The organism is Citrobacter sp. wls826 (assembly GCF_005281245.1).
In the GTDB taxonomy this organism is placed as follows: Bacteria; Pseudomonadota; Gammaproteobacteria; order Enterobacterales; family Enterobacteriaceae; genus Citrobacter; species Citrobacter braakii.
On sequence record NZ_SZWS01000004.1, the window covers coordinates 1 to 14,727 of the forward strand.

Consider the following 14,727-nt stretch of genomic DNA (forward strand, 5'->3'; position numbering starts at 1 on the left):
CGAGCTCAGCGCAGTGGCGGATGTGTCAGCGTCGACCGCCAGTGCGCATCTGGCGCGTCTGTGCGAACAACGTTTTGTTGTGGCGCTCGCGCAGGGCAGGCATCGTTATTTTCGCCTTGCAGGCTCCGATATCGCTGAACTGCTGGAGCGCCTGATGGGCGTGGCGTGGGCTACATCTACGCCACGAAAAATCACGACGCCGCCAGGCTTACGACATGCCCGAACCTGCTACGATCATCTTGCTGGCGAGGTGGCGGTGAGGCTGTTCGATACGCTGGTTTCCCGTCAATGGTTAACGCCGGATGGTGAAACGCTGACCTCTCTTGGGCAGGAAAAACTGGCACAAATGGGGATTGTCCTGGCTGCGAGCGCATCGCGGCGGAAATTAACCTGCGGTTGTCTGGACTGGAGTGAACGACGTTACCATCCCGGCGGCGTGCTTGGCGCATCGCTGCTACGCTGGCTGATTGAAAAACGATGGATAAAAACGGAGCTGAGTGGTCGCCGCGTCACCTTCACCCCGCTTGGCATTCGCAAATTAGAAACCGAGTTCGGTATTAAAACGACAAAGTAGATGGTGCGTTTTGCGAAAGCGTTCCGGGAAATATGTCATATTTCTGTCACACTCTGTTGTGATTGATAACAACAAGAGGTCGTAGGGATGAATAAATCGTTAATCGCCGCAGCCGTGGCAGGGGCTGTATTAATGTCAACCGCCGCGCAGGCGCAGACCGCGCCGGAAGGCTATCAGCTTCAGCAAGTATTGATGATGAGTCGGCATAACTTACGCGCACCTTTAGCCAATAATGGCAGTGTTCTTGAGCAGTCCACCCCCAAACAATGGCCAGAATGGGATGTCCCCGGCGGACAACTCACCACCAAAGGCGGCGTGCTGGAAATCTATATGGGCCACTATATGCGAGAGTGGCTGGCAGAGCAGGGGATGGTGAAATCGGGCGAATGTCCGGCGCCGGGTACGGTCTATACCTATGCTAACAGCCTGCAGCGTACGGTCGCGACGGCGCAGTTCTTTGTCACCGGTGCTTTCCCGGGTTGCGACGTCCCGGTCCATCATCAGGAAAAAATGGGCACCATGGATCCCACCTTTAACCCGGTGATCACCGATGATTCCGCCGCCTTCAGCCAGCAGGCGGTTCAGGCAATGGAGAAAGAGCGTAGCCAAATGCAGCTCAACGACAGCTATCAGTTGCTTGAGCAAATGACCGACTACAAAGACTCTCCGTCCTGCAAAGAAAAACAGCAGTGTTCCCTGACCGATGCCAAAGATACGTTTAGCGCGAAATACCAGCAGGAGCCTGGGGTTTCGGGGCCGCTGAAGGTCGGGAATTCGCTGGTTGATGCCTTCACGCTGCAATATTACGAAGGCTTCCCGATGGATAAGGTCGCCTGGGGCGAGATTAAATCCGATCAACAGTGGAAGGTTCTGTCGAAGCTGAAAAATGGCTATCAGGACAGCCTGTTCACCTCCCCGGAAGTGGCGCAGAACGTCGCCAAACCGCTGGTGAAGTATATTGATAATGCGCTGGTTACTGAACGCGTAAAAGCGCCAAAAATAACCGTGCTGGTGGGGCATGACTCAAACATCGCATCGCTGCTCACCGCGCTGGATTTCAAACCGTACCAGCTTCACGATCAGAACGAGCGTACGCCGATTGGCGGGAAGATTGTCTTCCAGCGCTGGCATGACAGCAACGCGAATCGTGATCTGATGAAAATCGAGTACGTGTATCAGAGCTCACAGCAGTTGCGTAATGCAGACGTTTTGACTCTGAAATCCCCGGCGCAGCGCGTAACGCTGGAGCTGAAAGGGTGTCCGATAGATGCGGATGGCTTTTGCCCGATAGATAAGTTCGACAGCGTGTTGAATGAGGCGGCTAAGTAAAAGAAAAACTCCCCCGTGTTCGCGGGGGAGTCTGAGCGCTAGACGTTTTTGCGTTCGATAGTCTGTTCACCCCAAAAGAGCGAATCTTTGTCTGTTTTCTTAAAGGCTTTGATGAGCACCTCGTCGCTACCTTCTTCCCAAATTTTTTCCGCCAGTTTCTCGTCATAATGCGCGACTTCAAAAATGGCTTCGGCTATTTCCGGCGATGTATTGCGCAGACTTGCCCATTCGCCGACGCGATGGGCTTTCGCTTCTTGAGTTGGCATTCGAATCCTCCTGTTGAAGATTAGCCGTTGAGTTTTACTGCCAGACCTGCGACATATTCACCCTGATAGCGGGCGATAGATAATTCTTCCTGACTTGGCTGGCGTGAGCCGTCGCCTCCGGCGATGGTGGTTGCGCCGTAAGGGGTACCGCCGCGAACTTGAGAAACATCAAACAGCTCTTGCGCCGCGTAACCGATAGGCACAATCACCATCCCATGGTGAGCAAGCGTAGTCCAGGTTGATGTAATGGTTTGTTCCTGACCGCCGCCGGTTCCTGTCGAGCTGAATACGCTGGCGAGTTTGCCGTACAGGCCGCCTGAAGCCCACAGCCCGCCAGTCTGGTCGAGGAAGGTGCGCATCTGACCGGACATATTGCCAAAGCGTGTGGGGGTACCAAAAATAATGGCATCGTAATCTGCCAGTTCTTGCGGGGTTGCGACTGGTGCGTTTTGTGTTTTGCCGCCAGCTTTGAGGAAAATCTCCGGCTGCATGGTCTCTGGTACGCGTTTAATAATCACTTCCGCGCCATCAACCTTATTTGCGCCTTCTGCGACTGCATGGGCCATAGTTTCAATGTGTCCGTACATGGAATAATAAAGCACTAGTATTCTTGCCTTAACACTCATATCATTGTTCTCCTGTTCAATGAACCACTTAGATAAGCATAGTCCGAAGATATGAAGCTGCTAGTGACATACATCCGGTGGAGTACTCGAGAGCAAGACTCTGGTGACTCCCTAAGACGACAAACAAACCTCATTGATGCTTTCTACTCTAAACATAAAGAAGAGTATTACCTTCTCCCTGCTCACAAATATATTGATAAGGGTAAATCTGGTTTTCACCAGCAACATAAGAATCAAGGTTCTGACTTCAGACGTATGTTTGACAATGTCATGTCTGGGACTATTCCAGAAGGTTCCTTGATTGTTGTAGAGAACTTTGACCGCTTCAGTAGGGCAGATATTGATACAGCTATTGATGACGTTAGGCAGATACTGAGGAAGGGAGTCTCTATACTGACTTTGGGTGATGGTGAACTCTACGACAAGTCAGCATTAACAGACCCTGTGAAGTTGATTAAGCACATCATCATAGCTGAGCGAGCACACCAAGAATCTCTTGTTAAGCAAAAGCGTATAGCTCAGGTCTGGAACCATAAAACACAGCTTGCAAGAGAACTTAAGAAGCCTATGGGTAAGCAAGCCCCCGGATGGTTAGAGCTATCAGAAGACGGTTCACACTACATCGTTGATGAAGATAAAGCGTCACTGGTGAATATCATCTATGACAAGCGTCTTTCTGGTATGTCGATGTTTGCTATCTGTAAATGGCTAAACGAACAAGGTTACCCGACCATTAATCAGCGTAAGGTCAGAATATCCAAGACTAAGAAACCGGATGGTAACTGGTCAGCATTAAGCGTTAAACACATCCTGACTTCACGAAGTGTATTAGGTTACCTTCCCGCTAAGGTTTCTTCAGAAGACCGTAAAACAGTGTTACGTGAAGAAATTGAAGGGTTCTATCCTCAGATTGTCACAGATTCTAAGTTTTACGCTGTACAGCAACTGTTAGAGGAAACAGGGAAGGGGAAAACATCCAGCGGTGAACACTGGCTATATGTGAACATACTGAAGGGGCTTATCCGTTGTAAGTGTGGGCTTGTAATGACTCCTACAGGGATACGTAAACCCGTTTATCAAGGTACTTACCGTTGCAATGGTAATAAGGAGTCCCGTTGTAGCTACGGTACAGTGTCCAGAAAGTTACTTGATACACAGCTTTGTAGTCGTCTGTTCAGCAAACTATCACAGCTACACGATGAAGCTACGGATACAGCTAAATTAGATGAACTACAACGCAGACTAAACACCGTTGATAGTGAACTTGAAAAACTCACTGAGACGCTGATACAGCTTCCTAACATCACTCAGATTCAGGAAGCACTACGGGCTAAACAAGAAGAAAAAGATGAACTGATAGTTCAGTTATCACGAGAAAAGGCGAGGGTAAAATCTGTATCAAGCTTGGATTTAAGCGGTCTTGATATGGAGTCTGTAGAGGGGAGAACTGAAGCCCAGATTATTATTAAGCGTCTGGTGAAAGAGATTGTTGTTTCTGGTAATGAAAAGCTGGTGGATATATATCTTCACAATGGAAATATGATTCGTGGTTTCCCTCTTGATGGTAAAGATGACCACACCTTAACGCTTGAAGAAGCAACCGATGAGATGCAGTCATTAGATGATATGCTTATTTTTGGTGAACCAGTAACAAGGATTTATCCTGCTGGTGATATGGAAGAGGTGGACGCTTAGTATTTTTTGTGAGGATTCACTGAGTACTTTTTAAGCTTTGAAGCTACCCGACCAGCGTTACTATTAGCATTGGTGACGTTGGTTTTTTCAGCTTCTGTTAAGTCTGAATAGTCCAGCTTCCAAGCTTTATTGCACTTAATCTGAGCATCGAGAATATCATTTCTGATAGCTGGAGCGTAACCGGATACATCGTTAATACTCATTAGCTCTTTGCACGATAGCATAGGTGCGTTATTGCGTTCAGTGGTCACGTTACCTGCATTCTTCTTACTGGTCACACCACCGTCATTAGTGGTAGCGGTTTTTCCTGTCGCAGCCGAAATATCAGTCTGACCCACAATGGCTTTGAAGTTAATTTCCTGAAAAGTTAGCTGGACTCTTAGACCATTTGAAATACCAACATCTTTAGAAGCTTTAAAACTCGTAATAATAGAATCGTCAATTTTAATTCCATCTTTACAGATTACCGAAATAATCTGCTTCTGGTCTCTCCAGCTTTCAAGAGTGTCAATGAAGTTTTCCACCAGCTTATTATCTCTTGAGATGAGGATACTACCGGATTCACCAACTACAACCACACCACTGATTGAAATAGTTCTGGGTGAACGCATTACATTATCTGTTACAGTTTGCCCTGATTGCATATTTTGAGTGGTAACCATCATAGGGCTATCAAATTCCATATTCTCAGTAGCTGATAGTGACAAGAAATTATCTGGTTGGCCTTGTAGATGGAAGTAAACGCCATCTTTACCACTGTAACGAATCTGATTAGAGTAAATCATTAAATTCTCCTTTGATTTCAAAGGCTTGGTGTATTTTAATCATTTTTAACCAAGCCTTTGATATATAAGTATTTTCTCTGTTAAGCGTGTTGTACGTAAATTCTATTTTTCAGTGTGGGTATTAACTTTGCTTTATTCACGTAGAACACCGTTAAATCAATCATCTTCTGGAAATGATGAACTTAATAGCGTAGCTTCTGCATATTGGTCGTAGATATTACTGCTAAAGGTCATAAAGCTGGTTTCATCTGGTTTAATGGCAACTTCACCACCAAGTGAAACTTTCACTGGTTCCTGAATACGCTTACTTAAAGCAGAGATTTCATCCCTCAGACCCTGAATATCTGCACTCGTTAATGATGCATCTTGTTTCATGGTAATCAATTCTGGATGATTGAATCTTGCAATATTCATTGTGGCATTGTTAAACAATTCACCCATTGAACTAAAAATTCTACTCCATCCTTCGTTAATCATATTCGGTTTATTAGGGTCACCAGAATACACAGGATTAAAGTCACTACCCACACCCACCCCAGATGGATGCATATTAGCGTTTTTGACTACTTCCTGATTCATAAAATCCAGTGCTTTCTTCAATGCATATAAACCAAGAGTGACACCTCTGATTTGTGGAATCATTGAAGCTAATGCTAAAGCTGTCTCATAACCGTCATCAGCATAACCAATTGCAAGAGCACTACCTACACCACCAGCTACACCTTTCAGTTTTCCACCACCTTTACCAGTAGCTACCTGACCAGCCACCTGATTAGCTCTTGTACCTAACGTTGTGATTGCTCTCGACAGGTTCATAATCCCTGCAGTGGCACTGAATAGCGTCTTTGCAGATAACGCTATAGCAAGACCTTTGACAAAATTGATAAAACCATCACCGACCTCATCAAGTAGTTTTCGTTTAGTGTCATCAAGTGCGTAATAGGCCTTCTTAGTCTGTAGAATCCAGCCTTCAAGGTGATTGTTAAAGATACGGATGTCATCTACACCAGCTTTAAGCATGTCGATAAGTCCACCGATAGCATCACCAGCGATAGAAGAACTCATACCCATTTCACTAAGCAGGCTACTCAGGCTGGATAAGAAGCCGTTTAGCTCATCCTGTGAACCTGAGAAGATTTTCACCATCGTATCATCCCAGTTGTTAGCCAGTTTCCCTAAAGCTGTCTGAGTGCTCTTAGCAACTTCAGCCCAGCCACCCGCTTTATCAATCATCAAGCCCATCTGTTTAGCAACTTTAGGGAGAGTATCACTACTTAAAATCTTCCCGTCTTTCATCGCTTTATCAAGCTCTGTAGCAGTCATACCCAATGCTTCAGCGAATAGCTTAAATGCACCAGCCATACGGTCACCCAACTGTCCACGAAGCTCTTCAGCCTGAATCTTGCCCTTGCTCGCCATCTGCTCAAAAGCTTTCAAAATGCCGTTTAGCTCATCGTTAGAAAGCCCCATTAAGCGACTCATAGCCGTTGCATTACCAAATAGTTCCTGTGTCTGTTCCTGTGACATAGAACCCTGAGCACCTGCTGCAAACTTAGCGTAGCTTGATAGCCCTTCAGAGATATTAAGACCTGTCTTGTCAGCCAGTCCCCTGATAAATGTTTCAGCCTCAGATGCTTTATCACCAAGTACAAACTTAGCGGCTCTCTGTGCGGAATCTCGTTTAAGACCTGCATTCATAATGGCCTTGTAAGCGTTAAGAGCACCCATCACAGAGTAAAATGCACCAGATAATTTAATCGCATTGCTTGCAAGATTATTAAATGCGTCGCTTGTATTGTTAATGCTGGTGGTCTTTGTCTGTGACCTGAGTTTATTCAACGTTTCACGAAGAGATTGATTTAATTTTGCAAGTTCAGCGTTAAACTTTTCACTTCCAATATTACCAGCTTTAGCAGATAGCCCGTAAAACTGAGATTTGATGTATTTCTGCAAAATAGGGTCAAAGCCTTTTAGCTTAGACATATTAGCTGAATAAGCTGCTGTGATTGCTCTGTTGCCGCTAATTCGTGGCTGTCTCGGTTGTTTAAGTGGCTTTAAAGTATCCTCAATTTCCGTTTTAATCTTAAACGCTCTAGTGTTTTTAAGACGCTGTTCAATCTTGTCAAAGGTCTTATTAAACTTCCTTTCAAGTTGCCCTAAAGAACTTGTCAGATTGCTGTCAAGTTGCTTGGTATCGACCTTAAACGCTCTATTCAAATTACGTTCAATTCTTTGTGCTGACTGCAAAGCTGCCTTTTCAACTCTTTGCAAGCCCTTAATAACGTTCTCGCTGAAGCCTAGCTCAACGATAAAACTATCAACTGTGAATTTGCTCATTCATATTTTTCACCTCTTAAGTGTTCATATACAAAAAAGGGAGAGCTACCGATGTCACTCGATAATCTCTCCCGTTGATTTTACCCAACCAATCTTTTTAATGCCTGACAAGATAATGTAGTTCCGTTTCACCTATAATTTGAGCATCAGAAGGGATACGGTCAATACACCACTTTGGAATCTTGCGTGTTTTTGGTTTGTGTGAGGTGATAATTTGATGTTTGGTTTTAATTCTTAAGGCTGGCTTAGTTTGTAACTTTAAGTTTTCACAAACAGACTTAATAGTTTCATAGCGTTCTGTTAAATCAATCATTCATCACCTCACATATGCATAATTAAACAGCCTTGCTAAATTCTCGTGGAACACTCAGAAAATCATTGAAGCTGATAATCTGTGCCAACTCTTGACGGTACTCCTTAGCCAGCGCTTGATGGTCACTAATCAGCTTAGCCAGTCTTGATTTCAGCAAATTAATCTCATTTTCTCTTGCTTGCGCCAGTTTCTCTTTGGCAATTTCTTCAAGCTCAGCTTGTGATTTATCAGCAACAATTAGAGATAGTCGATGTGGCGCTCTAATGGCTCTTTCTGTACGAATAACTCTTTGACCTTCTGGTAAATCTGCAATCACTTTACCAATCTCTACAGGGTCATACCCCCAACCGTCACGGTCTAGTCGAGAGAAATAAGCATAAGAATTGGTTTGAAGCTCCATCGAAATAACCATTTCGTCAATTTCGTCTTCAAGTTTGGACTGAATTTTCTCGTAAACACTTCTCATTGCTTCTTGAGAGTCTTTAATAGCTTGGAAATATCGGCGTTGTAGCTTCAGTTTCAAATCAAGCTCACATTCCTCATTCATCGAAAAATCAATTTCAACTCTTGGAATCTCGAGTGGTTCTGGTGGAATATAAGGACCTTTATTTACTTCGTGTGATTCCCGCCAAGCTCTATCAAAAGATTCACGCAAAGTTAATTCGTGAATATCAAGTGCACTTGGTCTGTTCTCAACAATCATTTCGTGTTCATTACGAATGGACATTAATATTTTCCTCTTCTAAGATAATTTATGTTTCAGTTTTTAAAAAGCACACCTGACAGCCATACAAACTTAGAAGAGACTTAAAAGGCGGTTTGCCAAGTATGCTTTTTAAAAGCTGAAAAAAGCCCTAAACATAGGTGATTCGGATATTCATGGAATCATCCTCATCTGTGAAGGGCTTTGAAGGTTTGCTTTAACGTTAACGAAGTTTCAGGAAAAACTTTCTTTAAAAGCTCTGTTTAAAAACTCTTAAAGAAAACGCCCTAATCATGATTAGGGCAAAGCTGTAAGGGTTCAATAATGAATGATTAAGCACTTTTTGATATATAGCCTATCTAGTGTGGGCTAAATAGGCCATGTAGCGAAAAGCATTGCACCTTTCAGAATAACTATCCCTAGATGTAGATGTAATTGTTGAAATAAATAAGAGAGAATTGCTCTCCCATACTTAAAATTATGGCATATTTAAGGTTATTTGTCAACAGCTTTTTAACAGATTGGTAACATCAATTTTTATTTACCGTATTACCTACCCAGCAACCAACAAATAAACCCAAAGCTGTCCAAGCAATTATCAATCCCATTAGTGAATCCTCACAGAATCCGCAACCAAAATATTGTCAGCGTACAAAATTGTCACAGCACCTTTCAAAAATTGCTCTGGGGAAATATTGTATCTGTTCGTTTGCTCGATAACCAATCTTTTCATGTTGCTGTCTTTAATTGGTAGCATCATTCGAGGCTCGTTAAACTCCACCGACTGAATAAAGTCAGAGATGTTTTCTGCATTATCAGCCATCAACTCTAACAGCCTGTCAAAGTCAATTGACACACCGGAATCAACGAAGCTTTGCACCATCATAGCGGTGTCGTTATCAACGAAAATCTGTAGCGGGAAGTTTAATTCTCTCATTTCTTAAAATCTCCTTTTTACCAGACCTCCTCAATCGCTCTGTAACGAGCTAAACAGTCTTTTTCAGGGGTAGCCTGTACAGTGGTATTACCCACCCTAAAATAGGGTAGTTTTTTGCGTTAGAATGCGATTGAGAGCGTCTGAGAAGCTGTTTTTCTAATTTCGCTTAAAGTCTCGGACTTGCATAAGGTTTTTTGGTCTGGTATCGGCTCTGTTACCATTTCGATGGATAATTTGCTTATTGGATTGATAGCCATGATAAAGGAACCAGACAACATATTTCACATAGAATGTGTATCGACCTATATTAAATGTTTTGTTGCCGTAGTCGTCGGTATTTATCGTGACTGACTCCCCATCAGACCAGCACAGGGAATCACTGGATTCATCATAGATAAGGTGTTCTGTAAAATATCGTCTAACATCTTCATGCCAAGGTTTCATAAAACCTCCTCACCCCAATAACCTAATTCAATCTTGTGACGCTCAAACCATTCTGGCTTGACTGCTGCTTTCAGTGTTTCATTTGGGCCAATGGCTTTAATGAAAATATCTTTTGAGTTATGGATGTCACCGAATCCGTTTCCTTTAATCAGGAGGTCGGAGATGTAGCGAATCATTTTATCTGTGTGGTATTCAAAAGTAACGCATAGCATCAGACCTCCATCTCTAACTTTAACTTGTGAATCTTAAGACTCAATAGACGGGCAATATCAATTTTAAAGTTGTTTAGTCCCTTCAAAGTATCTAAAGCGTCCTGAGTAATTCGGATGTGTTTACGACCTTTAGAGACTGGATATTTCAGTAAATCCGACTCAGTAACCTCTTTAGCAATTGCAAGCTGCATAACAGTTTGATGAGGTAAGTTGGTCGTTTGTTTAATTCTGTTAAGCTCGTTAAAAGCTTCCTCTGAAATGCGGGTTAGTGTGTGTCTGGTTTTCATTTTAAAATTCCTCTGTAACTAAATACGGGTCAAACTCGAAATCTGGTTCACTAATCGTAAGGCTGATATTGCCCACTTCCGCATGATGATTAATTGTCTCAATAACTTTCATGCAAATAGTGGCTAAGTTAGCGCAATATTTATCGCTTGGTAATTCATAGCTAAGCCTGGTTGCTTGACGCTGAAGATAACTTGTTATTGTGCTTGAGCTAATCTTGTCAATATTTCGTAGTAAATAGAAAACTTTTCGGTGATAATTATCTCTTCCAAAACTGCGACAAGTGCCGATAATTAAATCTTCAATTTTTGCTGGCAGTTGCTCGTAAGAATCAAAGCCCATCAAGAAAGTTTTTAAAGTATTCTCTTTTTCTTTGCGTACTGACATATATCTGTCTCGTGGCGTAATGCTACGAATGACCGCTTCAATGTTCTTACGTTCGGATTTGCTAAAGGTTGGGACTTCGTAGCTGGTGGGGTTGTTTGTGTAAGCGTAGGAGTTGTGCTTGTTGCGTTCTCTTGATGCCTGAAGCATCGCTCTAAATTCTGCGTCTCTCATTCATATTCTGACCCTCATAAGATGTTATTATTCTGTTAACTTATATATACAATCTTAGCAGTTTCAAAGACTAATGTCAAGCATTTTTTAACATTTCATTAACATCTGTGGTATAATGGGTTTATGGGGAGAGTAAAATATGAGGCGTGGCTATGAGGTTTATTCGATAGGGGTTGGAACAAGCCCAACTAACCGAATCAACTATGTATTTGGTCACATGGTATTGCATTGCACACAGGAAATTTAATGGTAAATCTCCCTCCTGAACTGGGGTCACCTGATGTATGGACTGGTGGAGGTGTTGGACTGCTTGCAGGCCTGCTACTTCGCTACGTCCTCGTCAGGGTGCTTGTTGTCTTTAGACTGTTCGGTCGTACATGGACGCTTGACCTTAAGGATAACGACCATACAGAACCCCGTTAATCCCTCCAAAATCCCCTGTACGAGATGTATAGGGGTATCTTTAGCATTTTGTGCTATCTATTAAAAAATAGCTTGACAGAACCGGAAAGCTGTATCTATCAAGTATTCACCTCTCTGACAGTAATTTCTAAAAGTTCTTATTTTTCAATAAGTTGTAATCACCCATATATAGAGAACTGACAAGTCTCTTCACAGTTAACTCTGTAACCTTAACAGTAATTTCTAAAAGTTCTTATTTTTCAAAGGGTTGTAATCACCCAATATATAAGACTGTCTAGCCTCTTCACAGATAACTTCCTGGACTCACTAAGACACAAGGCGACAACCCCAGAAAGGGAGAGCCACCTTCTTAACCGACTTCTTAACCAGCCCTTTACGTTATTCGTTCACAGTGTTGATAAGTGGTTTTGCCCTCTGTTTCTGTTATCATCGGGCTTGCCTTATCAGGGCGTTGAAATGTCTCTGTAACTCCCATTAAGAGGGAGAAAAAGAGCATAGTGACCCCAAGCGAAGCGCCCCTCTAAAAAGATTTTTTAGCTATTTTGTTTAAAAGCATATCAAACGATACATTTTATTGATTTAGGTCAAAGACAAAAGCATTGACAAAATGGTAAGATTGCTTACATGACCTTATTTAACAGACTTTTTAAGAGCTTTTGAGAAGCTTGTTAAACAGACACTCTTTCTGGAGTGTTGTCTTTTACTTAAGAGGTTTGTTTAGTTGTCTCTCAAGTTCTCTTCTTACGGTCACTGTTAAGAATGATACTCTCCCTTCGGGTTATATCGTATCTCTTCTCCCGTTAAACACTCCTTCCTAGCAACTTCGTAGTTATCTGTCAAGTACCTTTGAAGATTCTATCAAGACCTCTTATAGTTGACCTGATATAGATACTGTGAAGGTGTTACAGAGCATATTCTCTAGGTGCTATCAAGGGACACTAAACGAGAGAGAGAGAGGGGATATAGTGACCATAGGGGAACCCCTCCTACTTAAAAGAACTATTTGACATTATTGTGATGGTTGTTTAAGATGCAACTGTACAGACACCTTCATCGGTTTCTCTACACCTTCCTATGGCTTGGCAAGGTATGGTTGGGTTAGGTGTGGTGGGGTCAGGTGTGGTAAGGTAAAGTCTGGTAAGGTATGGGTGGATTGTCGTAGCCACGTTAAAAATCGACTTGTAAAGGGACTCTTTCGGGAGTCCTTTTTAGTTTGTATAAAATTTGTACAGTAACTTTTCAGACTCTGAAAATTTTTATAAAAAATAATCAGACCTCTTCTAAGTCTCTTCAACCAAATCTTTCAAAAATATCTGACAGATGTCTGTAGCTGCTAAGTACCTGTTACACCAGCTATGTGACCCCCTTTGCAGAATTTTAAAATATCTATTGACTTTCTATGTGAGTTGCTATAAAGGCATCTCCATCTCTTAGGCATACCGTTATAGCATACTAAAAAGGTATAGCTAACCCCCTGTAAAAACCATACCGATTAGCCTTGTAAAACACTTTATCGGTACGTTATACTCAATCCATCAAATGAGTAAGGCAAATGAGTATATTATGGCTAACATTGGTTATGTTCGAGTTTCATCAATCCAGCAGATTACAGACCGTCAACTTGAAGGGGTCGTACTGGATAAGGTATTTACTGATAAAGCATCTGGGAAGAATACAGACCGTCCACAACTAAAGGCTATGCTCGATTATGTTCGTGAAGGTGATGTTATCCATGTACACGACTTGTCACGTTTAGGGCGCTCTACCGTGGATGTATTAACGCTGGTGGATAAACTTTCACAGAAAGGTATCAAGGTTCACTTTCACAAAGAAGGTCTGATAACTGGTGACGATAACCCCACGTCTAAGATGATTCTCACAATCTTTTCAGCAGTGGCTGAAGCTGAACGTAAAATGATGCTTGAGCGTCAACGAGAAGGCTATGAAGCTGCTAAAGCTGCTGGTCGTGTAGTTGGAAGGGGTAACGGTAAAGCGATTGACAGAGAAGGTATTAAAGCTGCTCTTGCTGCTGGTAGTTCAATCGCTAAAGTAGCCGCTCAATTCAACGTTGCCAAGTCAACTGTACAGCGTATTAAAGCCGAATAATTTCTCATCACCTATATAGATTCATGGCCTCCTTAATTGGGGGCTTTTTTGTATCCTCTAAGCGTGTACTACGTGATGATTCGGATAAGAATTATCCTCATAAAATCTCCTGAACACTTACCCACCCTCAGAAATAACTTTCACGTAGGAAATTGTTAAGTGGTTTGATAGTTACATCATGTGACCAACTGCATGAATAGCGTTATATACTCCTGTATATAGCACTTTTCTAGGAGTCGAGAGAGGAACGACTAACACGATACAGTTTACCCTGAAAAGGGACTTTACAGATTCTTTATATATTTCAATAAGTTAGGACAAAAAGGGACTATACCGATACTGCATAGAATCTGTGTAGAATTGCATAGATACTTGGAAATCTACTATTAAATTGCATAGGGATTCACCTGATATTGTCCTGTTTTTACAGGTAGATGAATGTACGTGTTTAGCTATGTAAAAGCACCAGAACTTTTGCCATTTTACACTACTCCTCGAGTTAACCGTGTCCGTAGCGACTCGCTACCTACCTTTAAAGATATGACGTACTGTCAGGAGTGCAAATTTCACAATCACTTCTTTGATTTATAACAATTTTTATAACAACTTCTCTTGTTGCAAAATGATACATATTTAACCGGGTGGAATTTGGTAGTCATAAGAAAGACTTATTGATTTCTTGCTGTGATTATTTCTCTATCACCGCCAATCCTGTTGCAGGATATTACAGTTAGCGGCTGCTCAGGCCACGCTTCACTATGCTTAATCCCACGCAGTTATTTTCAGGGCATCGCCCGTAACGCTGCGTGAGGTATCACTCCTCAGTACCTATGCAATATGATGTCTAATCAATGACGGAGGTCAGTAATGGCAAACCATCGAGGCGGTTCCGGCAACTTTGCGGAAGATCGCGAAAGAGCATCAGAAGCAGGTCGAAAAGGTGGCCAGCACAGCGGGGGCAACTTTAAGAATGACCCGCAACGCGCTTCAGAGGCAGGCAAAAAAGGGGGCAAAAATAGCCACGGCAACAACAAATCGTAATTGCCGGGCTAGCTGTCAGATATGCCGTGACGGCTGGGATCAGAGTCAGACGTTACGTAGCCACCCACCGCCGCCGGTTTCTTCCGGCGGTTT

16 protein-coding genes are annotated in these 14,727 nt (G+C 42.7%); 5 read left to right on the forward strand and 11 right to left on the reverse strand.

From position 1 onward, the window contains the following. The coding region (locus tag FDW87_RS00355) for a helix-turn-helix transcriptional regulator (protein WP_137379347.1) at nt 1-574 on the forward strand (574 nt) is incomplete at its 5' end. 87 nt (nt 575-661) lie between these two features. Next, complete coding sequence (agp, locus tag FDW87_RS00360) at nt 662-1,903, forward strand: bifunctional glucose-1-phosphatase/inositol phosphatase (protein WP_016156163.1); 1,242 nt, start codon at nt 662-664, stop codon at nt 1,901-1,903. Nucleotides 1,904-1,941: 38 nt separating this feature from the next. Here agp and FDW87_RS00365 read toward each other — a convergent pair whose 3' ends face one another. Together FDW87_RS00365 and wrbA are read right to left on the reverse strand one after the other, a co-directional pair. Further along, complete coding sequence (locus tag FDW87_RS00365) at nt 1,942-2,169, reverse strand: YccJ family protein (protein WP_016152581.1); 228 nt, start codon at nt 2,167-2,169, stop codon at nt 1,942-1,944. Between the two features lie 20 nt (nt 2,170-2,189). Continuing rightward, entirely contained in the window at nt 2,190-2,795 is a 606-nt protein-coding gene (wrbA, locus tag FDW87_RS00370) for an NAD(P)H:quinone oxidoreductase (protein WP_071667287.1), read from the reverse strand. A gap of 51 nt (nt 2,796-2,846) precedes the next feature. On the opposite strand from wrbA, the gene FDW87_RS00375 reads away from it, so the two are divergent. Continuing rightward, a complete protein-coding gene (locus tag FDW87_RS00375; RefSeq protein WP_137379348.1) occupies nt 2,847-4,490 on the forward strand; it encodes a recombinase family protein in 1,644 nt (547 codons plus the stop codon). On the opposite strand, the gene FDW87_RS00380 is transcribed toward FDW87_RS00375, so the two are convergent. The 9 genes from FDW87_RS00380 to FDW87_RS00420 all read right to left on the reverse strand — a co-directional run bounded on the left by FDW87_RS00380 (nt 4,487) and on the right by FDW87_RS00420 (nt 11,064). After that, nucleotides 4,487-5,275, reverse strand: coding sequence for a phage baseplate protein (locus FDW87_RS00380; RefSeq protein WP_137379349.1), 789 nt, complete (start codon nt 5,273-5,275; stop codon nt 4,487-4,489). The genes FDW87_RS00375 and FDW87_RS00380 overlap by 4 nt on opposite strands. Nucleotides 5,276-5,431: 156 nt before the next feature. Further along, complete coding sequence (locus FDW87_RS00385; protein ID WP_137379350.1) at nt 5,432-7,612, reverse strand: tape measure protein; 2,181 nt, start codon at nt 7,610-7,612, stop codon at nt 5,432-5,434. Nucleotides 7,613-7,709: 97 nt separating this feature from the next. After that, nucleotides 7,710-7,925, reverse strand: coding sequence for a hypothetical protein (locus FDW87_RS00390; protein ID WP_071845684.1), 216 nt, complete (start codon nt 7,923-7,925; stop codon nt 7,710-7,712). A gap of 22 nt (nt 7,926-7,947) precedes the next feature. Then, nucleotides 7,948-8,652, reverse strand: a complete 705-nt coding sequence (locus FDW87_RS00395) for a hypothetical protein (RefSeq protein WP_137379351.1) — start codon at nt 8,650-8,652, stop codon at nt 7,948-7,950. A gap of 583 nt (nt 8,653-9,235) precedes the next feature. Continuing rightward, on the reverse strand, nt 9,236-9,565 hold the full coding sequence (locus FDW87_RS00400) for a hypothetical protein (RefSeq protein WP_137379352.1): 330 nt from the start codon (nt 9,563-9,565) through the stop codon (nt 9,236-9,238). Nucleotides 9,566-9,721: 156 nt separating this feature from the next. Then, the gene (locus FDW87_RS00405) at nt 9,722-10,009 is read right to left on the reverse strand and encodes an HNH endonuclease (protein WP_000805963.1); all 288 of its coding nucleotides are present in this window, start codon (nt 10,007-10,009) and stop codon (nt 9,722-9,724) included. Next, complete coding sequence (locus FDW87_RS00410) at nt 10,006-10,221, reverse strand: hypothetical protein (RefSeq protein WP_023277948.1); 216 nt, start codon at nt 10,219-10,221, stop codon at nt 10,006-10,008. Before FDW87_RS00410 ends, FDW87_RS00405 begins: the two co-directional genes overlap by 4 nt. Then, nucleotides 10,221-10,508, reverse strand: a complete 288-nt coding sequence (locus tag FDW87_RS00415; RefSeq protein WP_089640861.1) for a hypothetical protein — start codon at nt 10,506-10,508, stop codon at nt 10,221-10,223. Before FDW87_RS00415 ends, FDW87_RS00410 begins: the two co-directional genes overlap by 1 nt. A gap of 1 nt (nt 10,509) precedes the next feature. After that, nucleotides 10,510-11,064 (reverse strand): hypothetical protein, encoded by a 555-nt coding sequence (locus tag FDW87_RS00420; protein WP_021540661.1) that lies wholly within the window; start codon nt 11,062-11,064, stop codon nt 10,510-10,512. 1,986 nt (nt 11,065-13,050) lie between these two features. Here FDW87_RS00420 and FDW87_RS00425 point away from each other — a divergent pair. Further along, nucleotides 13,051-13,593: a recombinase family protein gene (locus FDW87_RS00425; protein ID WP_137379353.1), complete on the forward strand. Its 543-nt coding sequence runs from the start codon at nt 13,051-13,053 to the stop codon at nt 13,591-13,593. Between the two features lie 867 nt (nt 13,594-14,460). Further along, nucleotides 14,461-14,634 (forward strand): general stress protein, encoded by a 174-nt coding sequence (locus FDW87_RS00430; protein ID WP_003036022.1) that lies wholly within the window; start codon nt 14,461-14,463, stop codon nt 14,632-14,634. Nucleotides 14,635-14,727: the final 93 nt, after the last annotated feature.